This window comes from Lysinibacillus sp. COL-1 (assembly GCF_059814265.1).
The window spans coordinates 613,925-639,402 of the sequence record NZ_JCAWSJ010000003.1 but is presented as its reverse complement, the minus strand read 5'-3'; the positions used below and the strand labels follow the sequence as shown (position 1 = coordinate 639,402).

The following is a 25,478-nucleotide window of genomic DNA, read 5'->3' as shown; positions in this document are numbered from 1 at the left end:
CACGAAACCGTATTTTCCTTAATAAATTAATTGTAAAAAGTCCTCAGTTGAAATTCCACCAAAATATGTAGGAATATCGATATCTGCTAATGCCTTAGCAATGGCAGCTCTATCATAGTTTGTCCCAACTAAAAGCTGTTCTATATCAGCCATATCCCCTACACCAAAGAAGTCACCAAAAATATGTGCCTCTTCAATCACACCATGATTAACTTCTAGGCGGATATCAATGCCACCTGTTGGGAAACGATGTGTTTTTTGAATATTAAAGCGTGGTGATTTCCCAAAATTCCACTCCCATGTTTGATAACGCTCTGCGGATAACTTGTGTATATTTGCCCAATCTTCCTCTGTTAACTCATAATAGCGAATATTTTCTTCCCCACCGAAAATGGATTTCAAAACTTCAAGACGGAATTCTTCTACTGTCATTTGTTCTTTTAAAAACTCCGAAATATTTGCTACTCGTGAACGGATGGATTTGATACCTTTTGATTCAATCTTATCTTTTTTGACTTTCAAAGCTGACACTACTGCATCAATTTCTGTATCAAACATTAATGTGCCGTGACTGAACATACGTCCTTTTGTAGAGAACTGAGCATTTCCAGAAACCTTTCGCCCTTCTGCTAGAATATCATTACGCCCTGAAAGCTCAGCATTGACACCCATTTTAGCTAGAGCATCTACTACTGGCTGTGTGAATTTTTTATAATTCATAAAGCTATTACCATCATCATTTGTAATAAAGCTGAAGTTAAGATTCCCTAAATCATGATAGACAGCACCACCACCTGATAAACGACGCACAACAATAATGCCATTGTCCTCTACGTAGTCTGTATTAATTTCTTCAACTGTATTTTGATTTTTACCGATAATAATGGACGGTTGGTTAATATAAAAAAGAAGCACTGGCTCTTTCTCAACGTCCATTGTTTTTAATAAATACTCCTCAATAGCAAGGTTAATACGTGGATCATGGATCCCTTTATTATCAACGAAAATCATAGTTCACGTTTCCTCCTTCACAAATTATCCATATTTATTTTAACGTAAATTAGGCATTTTGTGTTGACGAAAAGCATCTGTTATAATACACTAGGAAATATCAAAACAGTAATAGTACAGATGAACTTAAAGGAGGAGTCCACAATGTTAGAAAACGTAGTTGAATTTTTCAAGAATTTACCTGCAAAGCAATGTACTGAGTGCGGTGAAAAAATGGAAGAACAAAGCGAATGCTACAGCAACACTTGTGAAAAATGTAACCACCTATAAGCATTTGCCTATACTGTAATTTGTCATATACGTGCCCCACACGTAGCAATCATGACACACTTCATCACATTTTGATGAACCCTTAATTAAATCTCTTACACTTACAAAAACAACAGCTGATACGCTCATATCAGCTGTTGTTTTATGTTATTGAAAAAAGGTGGTGTCAAGCGAGGGATTACTTTCCGTCCGTCAGCGTCCTTTTCAGGGGGCGTCCGATGAGCTGCTTCACTCACTGCGTTCGCTCCAATCAAGCATGTGGAGATGTGCTGAGTGACAACACCCCTCTATAAAATGAGTAGTGAACATCTTCCCTTGAACCTTTGCTAAAAAGTTAACATTTTTATAGATTGGCGTGGAAGGCTACTTGACTCCCGTGGGATAGCGAGACAGGCGAGCCTCTAAACGGAGCGGTAGCGGAGGAAGCAGCTCGCCCACAGGAAAGCCAACGGAAATCTATTTTCACCTTTCACAACTATGCTATTGATGGTTTTGTTTTTATTTATATAGAGAGATATTGTGCATTTAGTGGCGACTCCAATAGGGCTAGCGTGCAAGGAAAACGCCAATTCATAGAGAAAACCAATAGTTGCCTATATATCCTTTTACCAAAAGAAGCACTCACCGAATAGTCGATGAGTGCTTCAAGTGTATTATTAGTTTTCTTCTGCTACTTTAGAGTAACGTTTATTGTGAAGTAGCATGAAGTAACCGAATGTAATGGCTAAGAATGCTACTAAGAATCCAGCTAGAACACCATAGTTTTGCATTAAGAATGTCATATCGCCAGTTGAAATACTTGATTTAAATGCTTGAACCGTATATGTCATTGGTAAAAGCTTGTTAAATACTTGTAATGGTGATGGAATTAATTCTAGTGGGAACGTACCTGCACTTGTTGTTAATTGTAAAATTAACACAACAATTGCGATGAAACGTCCTGGATCACCAAAGATCGAAACAAGCATTTGAATTAAGGCTAAAAATACATAGCTTGTTAATAATGCCGTTATGATAAAGTAGCCCATGTTATTTACTTCAAGTCCTAGACCCCATTTTACAATACCTACTGTTAGTAATGTTTGCACTAAACCTACAACGGCTAATACAGTCACTTTACTTGTAAACCAAGCTGCACCATTTTTTGGTCGGATAGCTGGTTCAACAAATGGGAACACAATCGAAATTAATAATGCCCCTACGAATAAGCCAAGAGAAATAAAGTACGGTGCAAAACCTGTACCATAGTTTGGAACATGGTTTACAGACTCTTTTTCAACCTCTACTGGACTACCTACCATATCATATGTGTCTTGATTTGCTTTGACCTCATTTGCTTTTTCACTAGCCTCACCTAATTTGCTAGATAACGTTGTCGTACCATCTGCAAGCTCTGTAGAACCATCTGCAAGTGTTGCGGAACCTTGTGCTAGCTCACCAGATTTCGAAGCAAGCGTAGAAGTACCTTGATTTAATGTTGTTGTACCATTTGCTAATTCATTTAATCCAGATGCTAATGTTTTTGAACCTGTTACAGCTGTATTCACACCTGCATGTAGTTCACCTAATTTTGCAGCTAATGTCGCATTACCTGCTTGTAGACCTTTTGCACCTTCCATTAAAGCATTGCTTTTAGCCGTTAATGCGTTTGCACCAGCTAATACTTCTGCCTGACCTGCTGCAATTTGACTTGCACCAGAGCTTACTTGATTAGCACCAGCCTGTAATTTTTCTGTACCAGCAGATAAAGATGTTAAGCCGTTATGCACGCTAGCACTACCAGCTTGCAGCTCTGCTAATGTTTGCTTTAATCCTGCTGCTTGTTCCTCAGGCATTGAAGCCATCATCGTTTGTAATTGGCTAGATAAGGCTGTAATGCCTGCCTCCACTTTCGCAGAACCAGCTGTTAATTGGTTGGCTGCACCATTTAATGCACCTGCATTTTCAGCAATAGAAGCTGCGCCTGCACTAATTTGTTGTTGTTTATCGTTTAAAGTGTTTAAACCTGCCCCAACTTTTGCAACACCTTGAGTATATTGTGATAACCCTTGTTCAAGACTAGTTGCACCATTTGCTGCTTGCTGTGCACCTTGTTGTAATTGGACAGTACCATCTTGTAGTTTGACTAAACCGCTTGATAAATCATTCGCACCTTTCGCAGCATCTCCAGCACCTTTTGTCAGTTTATCTGTCCCATTCGACAGTTCAACTGTGCTTGAAGCTAATTGCTCTAGATAGCCTTTTAAATCTTTTGCACCATTTGCTACTTTTTGTGCACCCTCATCTAACTTATTCGAGCCATCAGCTGCCTCTGTAAAGCCATCTCCAAGTGTTGCAATGGAATCAAATAATTTTTCAGCATACGTTGCTGATACTTGTGAATTTACTTCAGCACGGACACGATCCATTGCAGTCTCACCAATTTGAGCACCAAGGAAGTTAAGACCTTCATTTGGAATGTAGTTCATCACTAATTTCGAAGGTTTGTCATCTAATAATGTTGTAGCATGCTCAGAGAAATTTGTTGGAATTTCTAAAATCATATAATAATCACGACTATTTAAGCCTTTTTCAGCTTCATCTTTTGAAACCTCTATAAAGTTAAATTGTTCGCTATCTATCAATTTATCAACTAAGGTATCCCCCAAGTCTAATTTAACGCCATCCATCTCAGCACCAGTATCCTCATTAACTACAGCTACTGGGAGATTAGGAAGCCCTGCATAAGGATCCCAAAACGCCCATAAAAACATACCTGCATACATTACTGGAATAAATAATACAGCAATGATTGAAACAAGCATTTTTCTTGTTTTAAAGATCTTCAGCCACTCAGCTTTAATCATATAATATCCTCACTCCTAAACTATTTGACCGAAAACGTCATTTGGTCATTTTCATTCAAAAAAAATAGTCAACCTCGGCAATTTTGCAAAAAGACACTTGATTCGACACTTTTAGATCTGTCTTTTACCGAATCAAGTTAGAATCAAACCTCGAAAGATTGTTTCCTTGAAAAGATTAAGAATCTTTTCTTCAGGGATTACATCACCGTGTAACTCATGCCAATCGACAACAAAAGCAAGATATGCCTTTAACAATAAGTAACCGACCAGTTCTGCATCGCAATCTCTAATTTCACCTTTTTTAATACGACGCTGTATTAACTCTGAAACATACGATAAGATTTCTGTTTCGATGCGAAGTAGCACCTGTTTAACAGCTGGTGTTCGTAATTCTTTTTCTTCCTCGATTAGCTTTGCAAATAAAAGATGTTTTTCACGGAACTGTAGCATTTTCATTAAAGCATTATGCGCATTATCCATAAAGCTTGCTGATGCATCCAACACTGCATCTGCTTCCGCCTTCATCTCTCGTACAAGTGACATAGCAATCTCTTGAAATAAAATTTCTTTATTTGCAAAGAATGTATAAATCGTACCTTTACCGACATTAGCGATTTTCGCCACTTGCTCCATCGTTGTTGCTTTGTAGCCAAACAATGTAAAAGATTTTGCAGCTGCTTCAAGAATTTCCTGCCTACGATCCATTAGTAACATCCTTTCTTGTTAGGTTATGTACCTCTAATGTACACTTCAATAAAAATGACCAAAAAACCATTTCGGTCATCTGGTCATTATCATATTCCTATTTTAAAAAAAATGCAAGCATTTAATGATGATTTTTTTCATCTTTTTCTTCGTCATCATGATCAGCATCATTTGACGTACCATTACCATGATTCATCATATTGTTATCCATGCTGTTATTAGATTTCTCATCCTCTGGTAAAACCTGTGTCATATCTGGGCTACCAGCAATAATTTGCTGCTTTGGCATATTATGAACACCATTAGCTGTAGTATGTGCATACATATAGTAAACACCGTCATGATCGAATGTAGTCGTTGCTTTATAGACGCCGTCTTTTTCTAATTTCCCATCAATCATTTGTCCTTCATCACGTTTCCCTGATTCCCAAACTTCGAATTCTACTACAGCATCATCAACGTTTTCTCCACCTTGTTCAACGTGTGCCGCCAGCTCAATTGTTTCATTGAGTACTACCTCTTTTGGTGTTAAAATCTCTACCTCTGGAATTTGAGGTACAACTGGTTCTGGTAAAGCCTCTTTTTTTTCTCCACATCCTACTAATAATGTAGGCACTGCAATTAGCGCGAATAACCACTTTTTCATCTTTTAATCCTCCATTAATGGCAACCGGATTTTAACGGTTGTGCCTTTTTCAACAACACTTTCAATTTCTAACGATCCCTGTAACTGCTTTAATAACTGTTCAACAATGGATAACCCTAATCCACTACCACCGTCTGCACGACTCCGTGCTTTGTTAACACGATAAAATCGCTCTGTGACATGTGATAAATCCTCGGATGGAATACCGATTCCATAATCCTTGATTGTAATTTGTGCACTGCCAGTCTTTTCAACAGCAACAATTTCCACCTTAGAATTTTCATACGAGTAATTAATTGCATTTTCAATAATATTAATAAAGATTTGCTTTAGCTTTACTTCATCCGCTTCAATAATGAGCGCATCATCTACATCTACATGTAATGTTATGTTCTTTTTATCTGCTTGATGCGTTAGGATTTTTTGAACCTCTCGCAATGTCTCCCCTAGTGGAATAGGGTATAAAACTAAATTGGTTTGTTCATTTTCTGTTCTTGCCAGTTGAAGTAATTCGTTTGTTAACCGCTCCATTCGATTCGCCTCACGGACGATCAACTGTATGGTATCTTCTTTTTGACTTTCTGTAATGATGCCATTTTGCATAGCCTCGCTATAGCCTTTTACATAGCTTATAGGTGTGCGTAATTCATGCGAAACGGTTGCTAGAAACGTTTTTTGTGCTTCATCCTCCTGCTGAATGGCCTCTGCCATTTTATTAAAGGTACTAGATAATTTACCAATTTCATCTCGTGAATTGACAGGCACACGTGTCTCATAATTCCCATAGGACATCTGTTCCACTGCAAGTTGTAAATCGTTTAATGGTCGCATAATGTGCCGGATACCTTTATAAATCAAATAGCTAGCCACTACTAAAAATATGAAAGCACTAATAAACAACAAAATCACGCCACTATTAGCTAACTCACTAATTTTGGCTAATGGGAAATAAATATAAATGATACCCTCTAATCGATTTTGATCAACGAGCGGTATAACTACGGAAATAAGTTGTCGATCAAACCGTGGCTCATATCCAATTTTTTGCACATATTTTCCTGCTAATAATTTCTGTCTTTCCTCAGGGCCAATCAGGGTCTCATAATCTATATCAAATGGAACACAGGCACTTAACTCACGTGGATTCCTTACCGCAAATATATTTAAATTTGAGTAATCATTAAATTGTTCAATATCTGCAATAAATTCATCCGTCACCTTCCCATTGTCATACATGGTCTGTAGCTTCAAGCCAACTTCGACCATTGTCTCTTCTGTATCTTGTACATATAAACGTTGATACAAAAAGTTTGTGAGAACATACATAAAGACAACGGTAATGATTAAAAATGCAAAAATTAACAACCAAATGCGAGTGGCAATCTTTTTCATTCGCCAGGATCAAAGCGATAGCCCACTCCCCAAACGGTTTGAATATGCGCAGCCGCATCCTTTCCAAGCTTAATTCGTAAAGTTTTAATATGTGTATCGACCGTGCGTGTGCCACCTACATAATCAATATCCCAAATGCGCTCTAGTAATTGCTCTCTCGTATAGGCATTTCCCGGATTTTTCATAAATAAGTGCAATAGCTCAAATTCCTTTAAGGTAAGCGGAATACTCTTTCCATCAACAGATACTTTACGTGCAATTTCGTCTATTTTAATAGGACCAATAATCACGTACTTTTGCTGTAGCTCTGTAATATTCGCGCCGCTTCTTCTTAATACAGCATAAATTCTCGCCACTAGTTCGTCATGTGTAAAAGGCTTAACAATATAGTCATCTCCACCAAGTGTAAGACCTTTCACCTTGTCCTCATTGGCATCACGTGCTGTCAGGAAAATAATCGGTACATTGGACATAGCACGAATACTTTGACAAACGACAAAGCCATCTTCATGGGGCATCATCACATCAAGTAATACTAAATCAATATTTTCACGTACTATCACATCATAAGCCTCAGTACCACTTGCGGCAGTAAATGTCTCTATATCCGAATTATTTAGCATCATCTCAATTAAATTACGCATATCCTGCTCATCATCAACTATTAACACAGTTGTCATCATTGTTCCTCCCTTACTAACAGTTGAAAAGCACCTTTCCCTACATCAACTGTTTTTTCCTTCTGATCACCCTTTATAAAGTACAATGTGTGATCGTCATAACCAGCGACAACAATATAGTCTTTAAACTGGTTCACTACAAAGGGATTTGCACCAACCTCTTGGTGCCATTTAATATGGCCATCAAAATCAGCAACATACAACTCATTGTGACCATGACTTACAACAAGAACGGCATCCTTGGTCTTTTTTAACCCTACTGGCATTAAAGGCATATCAATCTCTCCGTTCAGATGGCCAGTAGTCAAATCATATTTTTTAACGGAGCTGTTGGGCTTACTTCCTTCCCCATGCCCACCTACCCATAGCTCATGTGTCTCTTCTAAAATAGCTATGCCATGTGCGGATTTTTGAATTGGCCACTCTTGTTCAATGGTCAAATCCTTCATGTTTAACACTGATAATTTTGTATCTTTAAAATTAATAACATACAGTTTATCTTTATACGATGCCATTGACATAGGATAATTGCCAAGTTGTTGTCTGACTAGTTCATCTCCCTTTTGATCAAAGCTTGTCACCGTATTCGTTTTACTATTCGTTATAAAAAATTGCTTAATGTTGTCATCATAGTACACATTCGTTGTACCGATCTCTACTTTTTTGGAATAGCGCTTTTCTCCGGTCGATAATGTATAGACGTCGATATTATTTAATTGGTGTCCATACAATAAGATTTGGTCATTCCCTAACAGTATTGCCCCAGAATAAGCTTTATCAAATGACCAAGTAGCAAATACATTGCCATCTTCATCAATAAAATCTAATGATGGTTCTTGTATGTTTAACGAAGCTATAAAATTCCGATCCCTTTCAATGGGTTCATATGATTTTTCAGTACAACCTGCTAACCATATAATTTGTAGTAACGAAAAAATGAAGAATGCCCATTTTTTCAACTTTATCACCTCTGCCCCTTTACTATACTTCACAATTGTGAAATTCGGGTGAAACTTGGAAGGTAAATTTATGACAAACCATAAAAATACTTTTCACATTTCAAACTCACGAACCTCCTCTCAGTTCAATCATCCAACCCATACTGTCAGCGTTACATATACTACAAAGATACTGGTAAGGAGGAATATAGCGTGATTTCCATTAGCTTATGTATGATTGTAAAAAATGAAGAAGATGTTATTGGTCGATGTCTTGAGTCCGTCAAAGATATAGTGGATGAAATTAATATTATTGACACCGGTTCAACCGATAGTACAAAACAAGTGGTTGCACAATTTACAGACCGAATTTTTGATTTTAAATGGATACATCATTTTGCAGCGGCACGAAACTTTTCCTTTCAACAAGCAACAAAGCAATACATCCTCTGGCTAGACGCAGATGATGTTTTTTTAGAGGAAGATCAAGAAAAATTGAAGTCGCTCAAAGCCTCTCTAACCTCTGATATAGATGCCGTGTCCATGAATTATCATCTAAGCTATGATCATGAGGGAAATGTGGACGCCTTAATAAGGAGATATCGCCTTGTAAAAAGAGAAAAGCATTTTCAATGGATCGGTGCAGTTCATGAATATTTAGAAGTAGGGGGCGTGCTATTTGATAGTGATATAGCCGTTAGCCATTTACCATTAACACATGATCACTCACGTAATATTACGATTTATAAGCAACTTATTGAAGCAGGAGAAACACTAACACCGCGAGATACATTTTATTTTGCTAATGAATTACTAGATCATGGTCAGTTTGAGGATGCCATTTACTATTACGAATTATTTTTAACCTCAAAGTTAGGCTGGGTAGAAGATAATATTCGCGCCTGTTTTAAATTAGCAGATTGCTATTCCAATTTAGACGATAGAGAAAACAACTTCAGTGCTATTTTACGAAGCTTTGAATACGATGTCCCCCGCCCCGAAGCCTGCTGTCGCCTTGGCTACCACTTCATGGAACAATTCAGGAATTACGAAGCTATTTTTTGGTACGAACAAGCACTGGTAATTAAACAAAATCCAAACGCTCCTTTTCAAAATAAAAGCTTTTCAACATGGCTCCCACACTTGCAGCTGTGCGTACTTTTCGACCGTTTACAGCAATACGAACTAGCAAATACCCATAATGAGCTAGCCAGCTCCTTCATTCCAAATGATCCAAAAATTTTACACAATAAAGAATATTTCAATCGTATTTTAACAATCGATCAAAATGACTCTTAGAAAAATATCAATAACTAAATAAAAAGGATTTAGCCCCTATCGATATAGAAAACCTTCTACTATTTTAAGCGTAGTTGCAACGAATCTATAAATAACTTTAATAAGTAGATATGTGTCTACCTCCTCTATCATTGTGCAGAATACGATATTTGAGAGAGGAGGTGAGATTATGCATTTTGGAAAATTTATAGATAGAGTTTGCACTAAGTGTCATTCCTACCCTTGTTGTTGCAAAACTGGACCTATTCCCAGTTGTCCAATTTGGCCTGTAAAACCTACAGGACCTACTGGGGGGATAACTGGACCTACAGGTAGTACTGGGGTTACTGGCCCTACTGGCGTTACCGGGGCTACTGGCGTTACTGGGGCTACTGGCGCTACTGGGGCTACTGGCGTTACTGGGGCTACTGGCGCTACTGGAGATATCGGACCTACCGGGGTTACTGGGGTTACTGGGGCTACTGGGGCTACTGGCGTTACCGGCTCTACTGGAGATATCGGGCCTACCGGGGTTACTGGCGTTACCGGGCCTACCGGGGCTACTGGCGTTACTGGGGTTACTGGGGTTACTGGGGCTACTGGCGTTACTGGGGTTACTGGGGCTACTGGCGTTACTGGGGCTACTGGCGTTACCGGCTCTACTGGAGATATCGGGCCTACCGGGGTTACTGGCGTTACCGGGCCTACCGGGGTTACTGGGGCTACTGGGGATATTGGATCTACTGGTGTTACGGGTGCTACTGGAGTTACTGGCCCTACTGGAGATGTTGGACCTACTGGAACTACGGGCATTACTGGCTCTACTGGCGTTACTGGTTCTACTGGGGTTACTGGCCCTACTGGAGATATCGGGCCTACCGGGGTTACTGGCTCTACTGGCGTTACCGGGGCTACTGGCGTTACCGGGGCTACTGGGGTGACCGGAGCTACGGGCATTACTGGCTCTACTGGAGATATCGGACCTACCGGGGTTACTGGGGTTACTGGGGTTACTGGGGTTACTGGGGTTACTGGCTCTACTGGCGTTACCGGGCCTACCGGGGTTACTGGTACTGCTGGCCCTACTGGCGTTACTGGTTCTACTGGGGTTACCGGGCCTACTGGAGATGTCGGACCTACCGGGGTTACCGGCTCTACTGGGGATATCGGACCTACTGGTATAACTGGAGCTACTGGCTCTACTGGCTCTACTGGCGTTACCGGAGCTACGGGCATTACTGGGGCTACTGGCTCTACTGGAGATATCGGACCTACCGGGGTTACTGGACCTACTGGTGCTACTGGGGATATCGGACCTACCGGGATTACTGGACCTACTGGTGCTACTGGGGATATCGGACCTACCGGGGTTACTGGACCTACTGGTGCTACTGGGGATATCGGACCTACCGGGGTTACTGGACCTACTGGGGATATCGGGCCTACTGGTATAACTGGAGCTACTGGGGATATCGGGCCTACTGGCGTTACTGGTGCTACTGGGGTTACTGGCTCTACTGGGGATATTGGACCTACCGGGGTTACTGGTGCTACTGGGGATGTCGGACCTACCGGGGTTACTGGCTCTACTGGGGTTACAGGGCCTACTGGAGATATCGGACCTACCGGGGTTACCGGCGCTACTGGGGTTACAGGGCCTACTGGAGATATCGGGCCTACCGGGGTTACCGGCGCTACTGGTACTGCTGGCGTTACTGGACCTACTGGTGCTACTGGAGATATTGGACCTACCGGTGTAACTGGACCTACTGGTGCTACTGGTGTTACTGGAGCTACTGGGGTTACCGGAGCTACGGGCGTTACTGGGGTTACTGGGGTTACTGGGGTTACTGGCACTACGGGCGCTACTGGCGTTACTGGTGTTACTGGACCTACTGGTGCTACTGGCGCTACTGGGGATATCGGACCTACTGGCGTTACTGGTTCTACTGGCGTTACTGGCTCTACTGGCGTTACCGGAGCTACGGGCGTTACTGGCGCTACTGGGGATATCGGGCCTACTGGTATAACTGGAGCTACTGGGGATATCGGGCCTACTGGGGTTACTGGCTCTACTGGGGATATCGGACCTACCGGGGTTACCGGCGCTACTGGGGATATCGGGCCTACTGGGGTTACTGGCGCTACTGGGGATGTCGGACCTACTGGTATAACTGGAGCTACTGGGGATATCGGGCCTACTGGTATAACTGGAGCTACTGGGGATATCGGGCCTACTGGGGTTACTGGAGCTACTGGGGTTACAGGGCCTACTGGAGATATCGGGCCTACCGGGGTTACAGGCGCTACTGGTACTGCTGGCGTTACTGGACCTACTGGAGCTACTGGAGATATTGGACCTACCGGTGTAACTGGACCTACTGGTGTTACTGGGGTTACCGGAGCTACGGGCGTTACTGGCGTTACTGGGGTTACCGGACCTACTGGGGTTACCGGACCTACTGGGGTTACTGGAGCTACTGGGGTTACCGGACCTACTGGGGTTACTGGAACTACTGGACCAGCGTTTACAGAAGGATTCTCTGCATTTAAAAATACTTTAGCTGTTAATGCTTCTACCTCCATCACTAACTGGAGTGTAGCATCACCTTACTTTACAACGCCTGCTTTCAATCCAACAACTGGAATATTCACTGTACCAACTACAGGTAGATATTCCTTTGAAGCGACCATTAACTACTCTACTACAGCGGCTATTAGTGTCACTTTAGGGGGTGGAATAAACCCTTCATTTGCAATACGACAAAATACTACTACGAATTTAATCAGTGGCTTATTCCCTGTATTAAACGTAAACGTCGCGCTCATATTAACATTGCGTGCGGTTCTTGGAAATGGAACGGTAACTTTGGCAGGAGAAGTACAATTAAACGCTGGAGACACTATCGATCTGTTCTATGAAGCCAATGGTTTGACAATCGGTCTTACACTAGGTGGTGCTAACTCTGGTGGTATCGTTTGGTCATGTCATCGAATTTCTTAGATTTAGATGGTCATCACTATTTGAAGCAAGTGGAAAAAGCAAACTACGAAATCGTGGTTTGCTTTTTCTTTTTCAAAAAACAAAAAATAGCACAAACATTTGTTATGCATGTTTGTACTATTTTTCATCTATTATTTAAACATTTCCATTAATACTTCATCTGCAACATGTTTACCTTGCTGCACACATTCTGGAATTGATATTCCCTCAAATGAGCTTCCTGCAAGCTTGACATTTGGAAAATGTTCTTGTAATTCCTGCTTTATACGTTGAACTTTCGCCTCATGTCCAACTGTATATTGAGGCATCGCATTTTTCCAACGTGTAACCACTGTCGTTAGAGGGTCCCCATCTATGCCAATCGTTTTCTTTAAATCCTGTAGCACCGTTTTTTCGATTTCAGTATCAGATAGTGCCACAATCGCTTCATCTCCCACTCGCCCAATATAACTACGTAATAGTACATAATCGTCTGGTGTGGTAGCTAGCCATTTTCTGTTCATCCATGTACAAGAAGTGATTGAAAAATCACTATTTCGAGAGACATAAAATGAAAGGGCATCTAGATCACCAAGTTGATCCTTTTTAAAGGCCATTGTAACGGTTGCAATCGTTGCAGCCTTCATTGTTCCCAATTCATGTAACAGATTATGCTTACTAAACATTTTTTCTGCCATATTAAAGGGAGTAGCAATAATAACAGCATCTGCTTTTATATGTGAGAAATTATTGAGCATTACTTGAACTGATCCATCTTTGCCATGCTCTATTTCTTCTACTTTGACACCCTTCATGACTGTCCCTGGAAGTAGTGATTCTTCTATACTTTCAATGAGTGTTTCAAGACCATTACTAAAGGTTTGAAAAATCCCTTTGTTTTCATCAATATGATGATTGCTTAAGAAATTTGTTCCTGACTTTTTCATGCCAATCAACAAACTCCGATATTTTTGCTCTAAACTATAAAGCTGCGGGAAAGTCGAGCTCATACTTAATTGCTCAATATCCCCTGCAAATGTTCCCGCTAGTAATGGTTCTACTAAATTTTCTACTATTTCAGAACCAAATCTTCTTCTAAAAAACGCGCCTAACGGCTGATCGTCATCTTGTGCAGAACGAGGGATGAAAAAATCCCCAGCCGCACGAACTTTACCGCTAAGTGAAAACAGACCTGATGCTATAAAGGATGAGATATGTGGTGTCTCTCCTGACAAGAGATGACTAGGTATTGGATATAACTGACTACCAACAGCAACATAAGTAGGCCCTGCATTGCTTGTCAATAATTTCTGTTCAATCCCGAGGTCCTTTGCTAAATCATTAACATAATTTTCACGATCAAAAAAAGATTCTGGCCCACGCTCAATAATAAAACCATCTTTTCTTAAGGTCTGAATTTTTCCGCCAAGACGTAATGACGACTCGACAAGTACGATATCTAATGGCAATCCTTTTGCGCCTGCTTCTTTTTGCATATAGAATGCGGCTGTAAGGCCTGTAATGCCACCGCCTACGACAACTACCTTTCGTCTTTTCTGAGTCACCAACATCATCACTTTCTTTTCGCTTAGCTTAATTTTTTATGAATCGCATCTACCATCGCATCAATAAATAATGGGTGTGTATTTGGCATCGCTGGGCGATAGTATTTTGCGCCAAGTTCATCACAAACAACTTTACATTCAAAATCGTTGTCATATAACACTTCTAAATGTTCTGTTACAAAACCTACTGGTGTATAAACAAATGAACGGAAGCCTTTTTCTTCAAATAGCTCACGTGTTAAATCTTGAACATCTGGGCCAATCCAAGGCTCTGGTGTTTGGCCTGCTGATTGCCAGCCAACCTCTACATTTTTTAGACCTGTCGCAGCTTGAATAAGACGTGCTGTTTCAATTAATTGATCTTCATACGGATCGCCCAAGTTTTTAATTTTTTCAGGCAATGAATGTGCTGACACAATTAAACAAGCTGTTTCACGTTCTTCTTGTGGCATTGCATTAAATGTATCATTTACTTGTTGTTCCCAATACTCAATGAATTTTGGCTCATCATACCAAGATTCTACAGAAGTAATCGTTAAGCGACCTCCTGCTGCCTCTTCCGCGCGACCGTTATAAGACTTAATAGAGAACGTAGAGAAATGAGGGGCTAGAACAATAGAAACCGCTTCTTTTATGCCCTCTGCCACCATTTGCTCTACTGCATCTTCAATAAATGGATGAATATGTTTTAAGCCAATAAACAATTTATATTCTACAGCATCCTGCACCTCATTTAAACGTGCACATAGGGCTTCAGCTTGTGCTTGTGTCGCCGCAGCTAATGGAGATAAACCACCGATAGCTTCATAGCGGCTACGTAAATCCTCTAAGTGCTCTGCCGAAGGTTTACGTCCATGACGAATATGCGTATAGTAAGGTTCAATATCTTCTTCTTTATAAGGTGTTCCGTATGCCATTACCAATAAGCCTTTAACTTCTTTCATTACCCTTTTCACCTCTAAAATTGTTTTATGTTTTCATACATTATGTGACAAAAAGAAGCTGCCCAATCTTTAATATTGGACAGCTCCCTTTCTATATGGAAAATAAAATTTCCTATGTAGAAAGGGACATATTTTTCACATTTGATTCACTTCTATTAAGAACGAGCTTGAATTTGTTGTGCACTGTATTCATGAATAAGTGTAGTGAGACGTTTTAAGATATCTGGGTCAACCTCTGGGAAAACACCATGTCCTAGGTTAAAGATATGACCTGGCATTTCTAAACCTTGTTCAATAATATCTTTTGTTCGTTTCTCAATGACTGACCAATCTGCTAATAAAAGGGATGGATCTAAGTTACCCTGTACCGGTTTTGTAATACCATTCGCACGCGCTTCTTTTATTGGCAAACGCCAGTCTAAGCCTACAACATCAATCGGTAAATCATTCCATTCCTTTGCTAAATGGCTCGCACCGACACCGAATTGAATGAGTGGCACATTTTCTTTTTGCAGCTCTGCAAAAATACGAGTCATAATTGGTTTAATAAATACACGATAATCCTCAACATTTAAGGCTCCTACCCACGAATCAAATACTTGGATTGCCTTTGCACCAGCTTTAATTTGAGCAGTTACATCTGCAATAATCATGTCAGCTAGTTTATCCATTAATGCAAACCAAGCTTGTGGCTCTGATACCATAAATGATTTTGTTTTATTATAGTTTCTTGAAGGGCCGCCTTCAATCATGTAGCTTGCAAGTGTAAATGGTGCTCCAGCAAAACCGATTAAAGGAACATTCAATTGCTCTTCTGCCAATATCTTGATTGTTTCTAATACAAACGGTGTATGCTCATTAGCATTGAATTCACCTAATTTTTCTACATCTGCTACTGATTGGATAGGGTTTGAAATAACAGGACCAACGCCTGCTTTGATCTTTACATCTACCCCAATCCCCGGAAGAGGTGTCACAATATCTTTGTATAGAATGGCTGCATCGACATTATAATTTTCTACAGGTAGACGAGTGACATATGCACATAGCTCAGGTTGATGTGTAATTTCCTCTAAGGAATATTTTTCTTTAATGGCACGGTATTCTGGCTGAGAACGTCCTGCCTGACGCATATACCATACTGGCGTGTGTGCTGTCCTTTCTCCACGTGCAGCACGCAGGAGTGTATCATTAAAAGTTGTCATGAATAGTTCCTTCCCCTCGATAAATTCATACTATAAAATTGTCTTAAAAAATGTTTTGTTTATTCCTTTATTATTGATATCCGTTTCCAATAGTAAACGCTTCCTCCGTAATTGTATAGTTTTCCTAGTGAAATGTCATAAAATTGTTCTTTCTCGGCAGATTCTTTTTGAACAGAGCGTTAGACTTACGCTGAAAAGGGTATAATCACGCTATAATTAGTAAGATCGTAAGGAGGATAAATTGATGTATATTTATTTAACTTCTGGCACTGGTGATTTTTTAGAACAGGTAAAAAATAAGTATCCAAATGAGCATATGATTTTAATTCATGGGGATGGAAACTCTGTACTGATTCATGAGACAGAAGGAAAGACAGTTTTTGCGACACCACGTAAATTTGAGGTACTGGATTCAGTAAATGAATTAGAGGAACGAGGCTTCTTTGTATTTAATAATATTCCTGTGACAGATGAAGGACGACCTGTTTTCGAACACCGCTTTTTAGAGCGTTCACGCGCCATTGAAAATGAGCCTGGCTTTGTGGCGTTCCGTTTATTACGTCCGATCAAGAGTGATACTTACATTGTCATGACGCAGTGGAATGGACCACATTCATTTGAAGCATGGAAGAGCTCTAGAGCCTTTGAATCTGCACATGCTAAAAGAGATGATTCATCAGGTGTAAGTCAGCAAAATATCTTTTCAGCAGCTTCTTATGTAACAACTTATAGTGCTATGCCAAATGAGGATACAGAATAGTAGATAAAATAAAAGCTCATTTTCCGAATACTAGCATTGGAAAATGAGCTTTTCAATTTATCAGCTACAATCTATTTATTTGGAAATTTTTGCTGTTAATTCGCTAATTACAATAACAATGACAATGGCTAAATAAAACATTGGCTGTGTGATAGCACATAAACCAACAATAATAGCTTGTGTAACCATTGCTAAACGGACAGTTTGCTTTACAGCTAATTGGCGGGCATGCTCTGGTAAAGGATAGAGCATGTCCATTCGAAATTCACCACTTGATAGTAAGGCTTGTTTTAACTGAATTGTGGTCGCAAAGCTGAGTGCACCAGCAACAATCCATGTCACTACAGGAATATCAACAAAAACTGCGATGACTCCCGAAATGGCCGTAAGACGAAGCCATAAATAGAAATGGTCATCTGTACGGACAAAGGTACGAAACACCAAATATTTTTGAGCATTCTCTTTACCATATGGCACAAATCTATACAGCCAGTCCATCCAGCGTCGACGTCGGATACTTCCGTGTAGATGAGGTACATCTGTAAAATAATTAGCAAAACGGTAAAAGCTCATCATACGATTCTGTTCAATTTTGACAAAATGTTCATAAGGCACAGGTTCGCCAACTGATTTTTCCCTAAAGATAATGATATAAACCACACTAATAACTGTCGCTATTACCGCTAGTATTAGCTGAGCATGAAGCCCCATGTATAAAACAGCCCCGAATATGACAGCTCGAATAAGCCTGTCCACCCAAACCATTTGACCTCGCTCACTGTATCGGTAGCTGAATTCTCCTTGCACACTTATATATTTCAATACAATGATAAGTAAAAAGATCGTCCATATTTCAGTTGTTGTTAATGCCGTTACGGCTTTCAATAATGGAATACATACAATATAAACAATCGCTACAATCCATACTTGGGACCAGAACGTCCAAGCCAATGCTTTGCTAAAATATTGAGACATTTTTGATTCTAAAGGTAATAAGTATACTTGATCTGGTTCTCTCAACAGCGTAGTAGGACGGCTAAAGGCCAATAAAATCCCTATCATAACAGCTATGACGATTTCTGCTGGAAAGTCTGTTTGGACAACTTTCAGCCATTCGCTATATTGGTAGCCCCCTGCTCCAATAAGAAATACAAGTACAATTGCAATATGCCCTGTAAAAATAAATTGCATATACTTTTGTACTTCTCCTATATAATGCATGAAGCGAGAGGACCATACATCACGCAAATTCTTCATGGTCCCGCTCCTTTGTCATGGCAATATAAAGATCATCTAATGTCGCATTCGGCATAGCAAATGATTGACGCAATTCCGCCATCGTCCCCTGTGCTCGCACTCTTCCTTCGTGCAATAAAATAATTCGATCGCAATGCTTTTCAGCCGTCGATAGAATATGCGTAGACATTAATATAGACGCACCTTCTTTTTTCTTTTCATCCATCTGATCTAGTAATGATTGAATACCTAGTGGATCTAACCCCACAAAAGGCTCATCAATAATATATAGACTTGGATTCACTAAAAAAGCACACATAATCATGACTTTTTGACGCATCCCCTTTGAAAAGTGTGAAGGGAACCAATTTAATCTTTTCTCCATGCGAAACTCTTTTAATAGCACCTCAGAACGAGCATCGAGGGTTGCCCTATTAATCCCATAAGCCATCGCTGTCAATTCTAGATGCTCTCTTAATGTTAATTCATCGTATAATACAGGAGTTTCAGGAATATAGGAAAATGCTGTCCGATATTTGTCCGTATCTTCCTTCAATGTCACACCATTTAAACGAATGTCCCCTTCCTTTGGCAACATCGTTCCGATAATATGTTTAATCGTTGTACTTTTACCAGCTCCATTTAAGCCGATTAAGCCAACTAATTCTCCTTTTCCAATTGTAAAAGATAAATCTTTAATCACAGGCTTTCTTGTATAACCACCTGTCACATGCTGTACCTCTAATACTGACATATCCTCACTCCTCTTCTTGTTTTATATTTTATCAAAAATTAGCAAATGATACAGGTTTGAGTATGATAGAATGTACTTACATATACGTTAAGGGGGAAATTCTCATGAGCGATTGCCTATTTTGCAAAATTATTGACGGATCTATTCCAAGTACCAAAGTTTACGAGGACGATCATGTCTATGCATTTACAGACATCTCACCTGTTGCAAAAGGTCATACATTATTAATTCCAAAGCATCACTGTCAAGATCTATTTGAAATGCCAGAGGATGTAGCACGTAATCTATATGCAGTTGCACCAAAAATCGCTAATGCTATTAAAGCAGCATTTCAGCCAATAGGTATGAATACGATTAATAACAATGGTGCTGCCGCTGGACAAACTGTTTTCCACTACCACTTACATTTTATTCCGCGTTACGATGAAAAAGAAGGACTAGGCTTAATTTGGCAGACTCAAAAATATTCACCAGAGCAGTTAGCCGAAGTTGCAGAAAGTATTAAAGCCAATCTATAAGTCATTTGTAATATATTAACATTAAAATGTTCAGAAAACTGTATTGCAAATTGAAAAATTTTGGCGTACAATCACAAATAAGTTTCGCTAACGATCAAGAGGATACGTTAGGAGACAAATAGATTAGCTTAGTCGAGGAGAGATACAGATGAATACAAAAAATTTAGTATTAATGGCATTATTAGTAGGTGTTGGTGCAGCCCTTTATGTGGTGACACCAGGTATGGTGAATGGCATGAAACCTGATTTCATGTTAACAATGATGTTTATTGGCATTTTATTGTTCCCCACTGTGAAAGAAACGTTCTTACTTTCGCTTTCAACAGGCGTACTTTCAGGTTTATTTACAACATTCCCAGCAGGTCTTGTCCCAAATATTATTGATAAAGCAGTAACAGGCTTTGTCTTTTTAGCCGCTTTATTGATTCTCAAAAAACTAGCAAATCATTTCGCTGTATCAGCTATCTTAGTTGGATTAGGAACTATTCTTTCAGGAACTGTCTTTTTAGCCGTAGCACTTTTCGTGTTCAATGCAAATGTTGGTGCAACGTTTGCGATGTTATTTATTGGCGTTGTCCTGCCAGCTGTCGCATTTAATGTCGTTGCTTTTGCCGTCATTTATCCCATTGTCACAAAATTAGTGAAGCGTTCTAAATTCAATACAGCCATTTCTCAAATATCATAAACACTTACTTAAAATAATTAAAAGAAACTAAACGGTGATGGTAAATCACTCGTCTAGTTTCTTTTTTCTTTTTGTATTTGTACAATTCATGGTTTAATAGTAGATAAACATGACTAGAAATGAGGTATCAATATGAAAGCAAAACCATTTTTACTTGGACTAACAACAGGCATTATCGGTGGGACAGTCGCTGTACTTTTTTCAACGCCACAATCAGGACAACAGCTACGTGCTTCTGTCAAACAAAATGTCGATCAGACAAAAGGAATGCTCCTTGATGTCAAACAACAAGTAGGGACTGTTAAACAATCTGTCAACACTTTAACAATTGAAGTAAAAAATAATATCCCACAAATAATAAATGATTTAAAACAAACAATTACAACTTTCACTGAAGAAATCGAACCAACTAAAAATAATTTGCAACAAGAATTAGATGCATTACAGAATTCGATTAGCGAAATCGAGAAAAACATTGCACAAATTACAGAAAATAAGAAAAAAACACAAGAAAAAGTTAGCGACTAAAGTCCTTTTCGAATGGTAAAAAATCTATTTTTTTATCAAAAATCATTACTATAATATTATTTTTTAACCACTTTTCAATTTTTTAATTTTTCTAACTTTAAACTTTTTTTCTTTACTGCTATAATATTTTTAAAAATGTGAAAGAAAGCAGTAGGTGATGGCTTTGTCAGAGGAATTATATACACAAAAAGAAGCGATGCTTTATAGTCAAAGAATCGCACAGTTATCTAAAGCGCTATGGAAAGCGGTAGAAAAAGATTGGCAACAATGGATTAAACCTTATGATCTAAATATTAATGAACACCATATTTTATGGATTTCATATCATTTAAAAGGAGCATCCATTTCAGATGTAGCAAAATTTGGCGTGATGCACGTTTCTACCGCATTTAATTTCTCCAAAAAGTTAGAAGAGCGTGGCTTCCTTAAATTTTCGAAGCGTGATGACGACAAACGTAATACTTACGTGGAGCTAACTGAAACTGGGACAGAACTCATTATAGAGATGAATAAAAACTACCATAATACGTATCATTCCGTATTAGAAGGATCACTAGCATTAAAAGATCTATATGGCCGTTTCCCAGATTTTTTAGATGTGATGGCTGTTATTCGTAATATTTATGGTGAGGATTTCATCGATATTTTCGAACGTTCCTTCCAACATTTCCGCGATTCCTTTGACACACTAGAAGAACGCACACCTGTAAAAGGATAAGACGAAGCTTCAAACTGCACAAAATTTTTCCTGCCCTTATTTATTAGTTGAACATAATGAGGTATACTACTGTTCATTCAGGAATAAATCATGTGAAAGGAGGTATTTCAGAAATATTTCTGAAATACCTCCTTTTTCTTGCATTCTAACATCATTCAATTTACATTAAATAGGACACTTCCTATTTCGGAGTTGATACTAAGCCATGCATTGTTGGAAAATTTTAAATCTAGAACATCATTACGGTACTACGCGTATTATTATAATGAGTGTTATTACCTTTTTGTCGGTCTTTTCTGTTTCGTATGTATTGTTTAATTTATTCAACGAGGAGCATTATACAGATCGTTTATTCTGGCTCTTTGTCATAGCAGCCTTAACACTTTATCCAGTTCATAAATTTTTACATTTTCTGGCACTATACGATTTACGCCAGCATTTAAAATTGCGTGTACGTACTCAATTTTATATAATTCCAGTTTTACACATGCGTATTCGTGAGCCTTTATCAAAAAATCGTTACATCTTAGCATTACTTACGCCTTTTATCATTCTAAACACAAGTATTATAATAGGAACTTGGCTTTTACCGGCATATACACATTATGGTACATTGCTGCTAGCCTATCATTGTAGTCTATGTTTGATTGATATCCTTTACGTGAAATACCTTTTGCACTCACCTAAAAATTCGCAAATAGAGGAAACTCCTAAAGGTTATGAAATTTTAGTTCCACCAACCGTTCACTAAATGCTTGTACTTGTTTTTTAATGACGTTCTTTGTTATGCTATTACTATTGAAAGAGGGGAGGAATAGACTTGCTATTAATGATTGTAGTTCTATTCTCGGTATTCTATTTATTTCAAATTAACCGCATGACATATGCTCTATGCATGCGACGTGAAATTCCCGAAGAAAACCAACCAAAAATATTCCGAACTATAAATATACTTATTACCATATTACTTGTCTCATTCTATATTGAAATTTTATATGCAGTATAACAGTACATCCGCGCCCGTCCGCACGCTCGAAGAATAAGTCGAGCCCCCCATGCAACAACTTTTTCTAACCAAGAAGATTGGTAGTATCTAAGGCATGCGGCGCGAATGTCTAACATTGTTAAGAAAAGCTAAGAGTTAGAGCTCTTAGCTTTTCGCTGTTTTATTAATTAGTATAGGAACGCTGCACCAACGATAATTAATAAAATAAATAACACAACTAATAAAGCAAAGCCTGAGCCGTAGCCACCGCCACCGTATCCTCCGTTGCCCATAACTTCACCCCCTTTCTTTTCTATATCCTATGCGCTTCAAAATTTGAAATATAGGCAATACTCAAGGGGGAACCATTTTGTTTTTAAAACGTTTATGTTATAGTAAAAAATGGACGAAACCATGTTAGGAGAGAATATCCACTATGAAAAAGACAGTTTTATCTTTAACTCTAGCTGCATCTGTATTAGCGCTTGGTGCTTGTAGCGGCGGAGACAGCAAAGCCATCGTTACTTCTAAAGTGGGCGATATTTCAGTAGCTGATTTTAATGAAAAGGCAAAAGCTTTAACAGGCTCATATGTAATGCAACAATTGGTGACTGAAAAAGTTTTAGCTGACAAATATGAAGTAACAGATAAAGAAATTAAAGAAGCTTATGACACAACAGCTTCACAATTTGGTGAAGGCTTTACACAAGCACTTGCTGAAAGTGGCTTAACAGAACAGGGCTTTAAAGATTCTTTACGTGTTCAACTTCTTCAAGAGAAAGCTTTAAAAGATCAAGCAATTAAAGAAGAAGATGTGAAAAAATACTACGAGCAAATGAAAACAGAACTTAATGGTCGTCATATTTTAGTAGCAGATGAAAAAACAGCTAAAGAAGTCATTGAAAAAATTAAGGGCGGCGCTAAGTTTGAGGATGTAGCAAAAGAGTACTCAACAGATACAGGTTCTGCTCAAAAAGGTGGAGAGCTTGGATGGTTCTCTGTTGGTGCAATGGTAGATGAATTTAACGATGCTGCTTACGCTCTTGAATTAAATACATTGAGTGAGCCAGTAAAATCTAGCTTTGGTTATCATGTAATTGAAATTACGGAGAAGCGTGATGTAAAAGGTGTCGGTGCATTTAAAGATGAAGAAGAAAACATTCGTTCAACAATGTTAAATAAACTAAACCAAACAGGTGAAGCTCAAGCTATTCTAAAAGATATCATTGCAAAAATGGCTAAAGATGCGAATGTTAAAACATCTGATAAAGATTTAAAAGATTCACTAGAATTCTTCACAACAACAAGTGAAGAACAGGCAAAAGCAGCTGAAGAAGCAGCTAAAAAAGCAGAAGACAAAGCTGCTAAAGAAGATTCTGAAGACAAAGCAGAAGATACGGACAAGGAATCTAAATAATCGAGGGGATATTGTTTATCAATTGAACAATATCCACAACAAAAAGGGGCATCTGACAAATCAGATGCTCCTTTTTCCTTCTCTATTTCACTTTAAATTGGCTAATTTCAGCTTGTAAGTCATTTGACATCGTTTGAAGGACATTTGCCGCGCTCGCAATTTCCTCATTAGAAGTACTTTGTTGCTCTATGGATAAAGCAATATGCTGCATACCTGAAGATGTGCCATTCGCCATACCTACAATTTCTTTTACAGCAGAATCTGTTTGGCTTGCCTTCTCATTAACGCGCCATACGATATCCGTAACTTCCGTTGTACGTTGGCTAATCTGTTGTACATATTCCACAATATTTTTAAAGGCATCACCTGTCTGTTCAACAGCCTCTCGCCCTTCATCTACATATTGTGTGCCACTATTAATAGCGAAAACAGCACCGGAAGTTTGGTTTAATATATCATCCACTAGTGTTCGAATATTGTCAGCAGCCTTCCCAGATTCCTCTGCCAACTTTCTAACTTCATCCGCAACAACCGCGAAGCCTTTTCCAGCCTCTCCTGCTCGAGCCGCCTCAATAGATGCATTCAATGCAAGCAGGTTTGTTTGATCGGTAATGCTTGTAATTAACGAGACAATCGTACTAATTTCCTTTGATTTTTCACCTAAAGCATTCACAACTTCTGTTGATTGGTGAACAGAATCATTAATCGTATTCATTTTATCAATCGTTTGCTCAATTAGCTGTAAACCTAAATCAGCCTTTTGATTTGTTTCATTCGCTATATCTGCAACAGCCTGTACAGCAGAAGATGCATGGTCCATATCTTTGGAAATTAGATTAGCGGATTCAGATAAAAGGTCCATTTGCTTCAATTGTCCTTCCGCACTGGAAACAATATCTCCAATAGCATCAGAAATGGTTTCAACCGTGTGACTACTTTGCTCTGTAATCGTTGTAAATTCCTTTGTATAAGTCGAGACATCCGCAGATGCTTTATTCGTCTTTTCAATAACCGTGCCAATTTGCTCTAACATATGATTAAATTCAGTGGATAATTGTCCAATTTCATCTTTGAAACGGTCGTCAATGCGTACCGTTAAATCACCATCAGCCGCCTGTGTCATAGCCTTTAATACACGCTTTACACGTTTTAGGACGATATATCTCGTACATAACGAAATAATGACTGTACCAATAAATAACGAAATAAACGTATTAATGGCAACACCTGCACTGCCGTTTAAATGTACTACTTTTTCAAATTGATGACTAACAAATTCTGAGATATGCGAGCTAATAAACAAACTTATACCTATAGCTAGTATCATTTTGAAAATTAAACTTTTCCAAAACTTAATTTCCCGTGAAAAAAGTCCCTCTGTTTCCATTGCTCTTCCCCATTCCTATCATTTCTC

25 protein-coding genes are annotated in these 25,478 nt (G+C 39.0%); 11 read left to right on the top strand and 14 right to left on the bottom strand.

What is annotated here, in order from left to right:
* Positions 1-18: 18 nt before the first annotated feature.
* Positions 19-1,011: a lipoate--protein ligase gene (gene lplA / locus AC6BKE_RS07525; protein WP_036128038.1), complete on the bottom strand. Its 993-nt coding sequence runs from the start codon at positions 1,009-1,011 to the stop codon at positions 19-21.
* A 144-nt stretch (positions 1,012-1,155) separates the two neighbouring features.
* Here lplA and yhfH point away from each other — a divergent pair, with 144 nt between their 5' ends.
* A complete protein-coding gene (yhfH, locus tag AC6BKE_RS07520) occupies positions 1,156-1,281 on the top strand; it encodes a protein YhfH (protein ID WP_004230455.1) in 126 nt (41 codons plus the stop codon).
* A gap of 656 nt (positions 1,282-1,937) precedes the next feature.
* Here the strand turns inward: yhfH and AC6BKE_RS07515 are convergent.
* The 6 genes from AC6BKE_RS07515 to AC6BKE_RS07490 all read right to left on the bottom strand — a co-directional run bounded on the left by AC6BKE_RS07515 (position 1,938) and on the right by AC6BKE_RS07490 (position 8,518).
* Positions 1,938-4,127: a YhgE/Pip domain-containing protein gene (locus AC6BKE_RS07515; protein ID WP_271910910.1), complete on the bottom strand. Its 2,190-nt coding sequence runs from the start codon at positions 4,125-4,127 to the stop codon at positions 1,938-1,940.
* Between the two features lie 132 nt (positions 4,128-4,259).
* Entirely contained in the window at positions 4,260-4,832 is a 573-nt protein-coding gene (locus tag AC6BKE_RS07510; RefSeq protein ID WP_036128535.1) for a TetR/AcrR family transcriptional regulator, read from the bottom strand.
* A gap of 121 nt (positions 4,833-4,953) precedes the next feature.
* Positions 4,954-5,478 carry a FixH family protein gene (locus AC6BKE_RS07505; RefSeq protein ID WP_036128538.1) on the bottom strand — a complete coding sequence of 175 codons (525 nt, stop codon included), beginning with the start codon at positions 5,476-5,478 and terminating at the stop codon, positions 4,954-4,956.
* Between the two features lie 3 nt (positions 5,479-5,481).
* A complete protein-coding gene (locus AC6BKE_RS07500; RefSeq protein WP_036128540.1) occupies positions 5,482-6,870 on the bottom strand; it encodes a sensor histidine kinase in 1,389 nt (462 codons plus the stop codon).
* Positions 6,867-7,550: a response regulator transcription factor gene (locus tag AC6BKE_RS07495; protein WP_036128542.1), complete on the bottom strand. Its 684-nt coding sequence runs from the start codon at positions 7,548-7,550 to the stop codon at positions 6,867-6,869. The genes AC6BKE_RS07500 and AC6BKE_RS07495 overlap by 4 nt, the downstream gene beginning before the upstream one ends.
* On the bottom strand, positions 7,550-8,518 hold the full coding sequence (locus AC6BKE_RS07490) for a YncE family protein (RefSeq protein WP_230593975.1): 969 nt from the start codon (positions 8,516-8,518) through the stop codon (positions 7,550-7,552). The genes AC6BKE_RS07495 and AC6BKE_RS07490 overlap by 1 nt, the downstream gene beginning before the upstream one ends.
* A gap of 183 nt (positions 8,519-8,701) precedes the next feature.
* Here AC6BKE_RS07490 and AC6BKE_RS07485 point away from each other — a divergent pair, with 183 nt between their 5' ends.
* Together AC6BKE_RS07485 and AC6BKE_RS07480 are read left to right on the top strand one after the other, a co-directional pair.
* Complete coding sequence (locus tag AC6BKE_RS07485; RefSeq protein WP_036128547.1) at positions 8,702-9,787, top strand: glycosyltransferase family 2 protein; 1,086 nt, start codon at positions 8,702-8,704, stop codon at positions 9,785-9,787.
* 169 nt (positions 9,788-9,956) lie between these two features.
* Entirely contained in the window at positions 9,957-12,770 is a 2,814-nt protein-coding gene (locus AC6BKE_RS07480; RefSeq protein ID WP_499856339.1) for a beta strand repeat-containing protein, read from the top strand.
* 131 nt (positions 12,771-12,901) lie between these two features.
* On the opposite strand, the gene hemY is transcribed toward AC6BKE_RS07480, so the two are convergent.
* The 3 genes from hemY to hemE form a co-directional block, all read right to left on the bottom strand.
* On the bottom strand, positions 12,902-14,323 hold the full coding sequence (hemY, locus tag AC6BKE_RS07475; protein ID WP_058843262.1) for a protoporphyrinogen oxidase: 1,422 nt from the start codon (positions 14,321-14,323) through the stop codon (positions 12,902-12,904).
* Between the two features lie 14 nt (positions 14,324-14,337).
* On the bottom strand, positions 14,338-15,258 hold the full coding sequence (gene hemH, locus AC6BKE_RS07470) for a ferrochelatase (RefSeq protein WP_058843261.1): 921 nt from the start codon (positions 15,256-15,258) through the stop codon (positions 14,338-14,340).
* A 155-nt stretch (positions 15,259-15,413) separates the two neighbouring features.
* Positions 15,414-16,463: a uroporphyrinogen decarboxylase gene (gene hemE, locus AC6BKE_RS07465; RefSeq protein ID WP_342535087.1), complete on the bottom strand. Its 1,050-nt coding sequence runs from the start codon at positions 16,461-16,463 to the stop codon at positions 15,414-15,416.
* 244 nt (positions 16,464-16,707) lie between these two features.
* Between hemE and AC6BKE_RS07460 the strand changes: the two genes are divergently transcribed.
* Positions 16,708-17,223, top strand: a complete 516-nt coding sequence (locus AC6BKE_RS07460) for an antibiotic biosynthesis monooxygenase family protein (RefSeq protein WP_036117408.1) — start codon at positions 16,708-16,710, stop codon at positions 17,221-17,223.
* 75 nt (positions 17,224-17,298) lie between these two features.
* On the opposite strand, the gene AC6BKE_RS07455 is transcribed toward AC6BKE_RS07460, so the two are convergent.
* A complete protein-coding gene (locus tag AC6BKE_RS07455) occupies positions 17,299-18,480 on the bottom strand; it encodes an ABC transporter permease (protein ID WP_499856337.1) in 1,182 nt (393 codons plus the stop codon).
* On the bottom strand, positions 18,464-19,213 hold the full coding sequence (locus AC6BKE_RS07450; RefSeq protein ID WP_036117411.1) for an ABC transporter ATP-binding protein: 750 nt from the start codon (positions 19,211-19,213) through the stop codon (positions 18,464-18,466). The genes AC6BKE_RS07455 and AC6BKE_RS07450 overlap by 17 nt, the downstream gene beginning before the upstream one ends.
* Positions 19,214-19,317: 104 nt before the next feature.
* Between AC6BKE_RS07450 and AC6BKE_RS07445 the strand changes: the two genes are divergently transcribed.
* The 6 genes from AC6BKE_RS07445 to AC6BKE_RS07420 all read left to right on the top strand — a co-directional run bounded on the left by AC6BKE_RS07445 (position 19,318) and on the right by AC6BKE_RS07420 (position 22,668).
* Entirely contained in the window at positions 19,318-19,731 is a 414-nt protein-coding gene (locus AC6BKE_RS07445; protein ID WP_036117412.1) for an HIT family protein, read from the top strand.
* A gap of 148 nt (positions 19,732-19,879) precedes the next feature.
* Entirely contained in the window at positions 19,880-20,416 is a 537-nt protein-coding gene (locus tag AC6BKE_RS07440; RefSeq protein ID WP_036117414.1) for a tryptophan transporter, read from the top strand.
* Between the two features lie 132 nt (positions 20,417-20,548).
* Positions 20,549-20,944, top strand: coding sequence for a YtxH domain-containing protein (locus AC6BKE_RS07435; RefSeq protein ID WP_342544281.1), 396 nt, complete (start codon positions 20,549-20,551; stop codon positions 20,942-20,944).
* A gap of 157 nt (positions 20,945-21,101) precedes the next feature.
* Positions 21,102-21,662: an HTH-type transcriptional regulator Hpr gene (locus AC6BKE_RS07430; RefSeq protein ID WP_036117418.1), complete on the top strand. Its 561-nt coding sequence runs from the start codon at positions 21,102-21,104 to the stop codon at positions 21,660-21,662.
* Between the two features lie 205 nt (positions 21,663-21,867).
* Positions 21,868-22,413 carry a DUF3267 domain-containing protein gene (locus AC6BKE_RS07425; RefSeq protein WP_036118042.1) on the top strand — a complete coding sequence of 182 codons (546 nt, stop codon included), beginning with the start codon at positions 21,868-21,870 and terminating at the stop codon, positions 22,411-22,413.
* A 69-nt stretch (positions 22,414-22,482) separates the two neighbouring features.
* Entirely contained in the window at positions 22,483-22,668 is a 186-nt protein-coding gene (locus tag AC6BKE_RS07420; protein WP_008173337.1) for a hypothetical protein, read from the top strand.
* A gap of 167 nt (positions 22,669-22,835) precedes the next feature.
* On the opposite strand, the gene AC6BKE_RS07415 is transcribed toward AC6BKE_RS07420, so the two are convergent.
* The gene (locus tag AC6BKE_RS07415) at positions 22,836-22,940 is read right to left on the bottom strand and encodes a YjcZ family sporulation protein (RefSeq protein ID WP_004230765.1); all 105 of its coding nucleotides are present in this window, start codon (positions 22,938-22,940) and stop codon (positions 22,836-22,838) included.
* Between the two features lie 143 nt (positions 22,941-23,083).
* Between AC6BKE_RS07415 and AC6BKE_RS07410 the strand changes: the two genes are divergently transcribed.
* The gene (locus AC6BKE_RS07410; RefSeq protein WP_340809438.1) at positions 23,084-24,064 is read left to right on the top strand and encodes a peptidylprolyl isomerase; all 981 of its coding nucleotides are present in this window, start codon (positions 23,084-23,086) and stop codon (positions 24,062-24,064) included.
* Between the two features lie 82 nt (positions 24,065-24,146).
* Here AC6BKE_RS07410 and AC6BKE_RS07405 read toward each other — a convergent pair whose 3' ends face one another.
* Positions 24,147-25,451, bottom strand: a complete 1,305-nt coding sequence (locus AC6BKE_RS07405) for a methyl-accepting chemotaxis protein (RefSeq protein ID WP_058843257.1) — start codon at positions 25,449-25,451, stop codon at positions 24,147-24,149.
* Between the last annotated feature and the right edge of the window lie 27 nt (positions 25,452-25,478).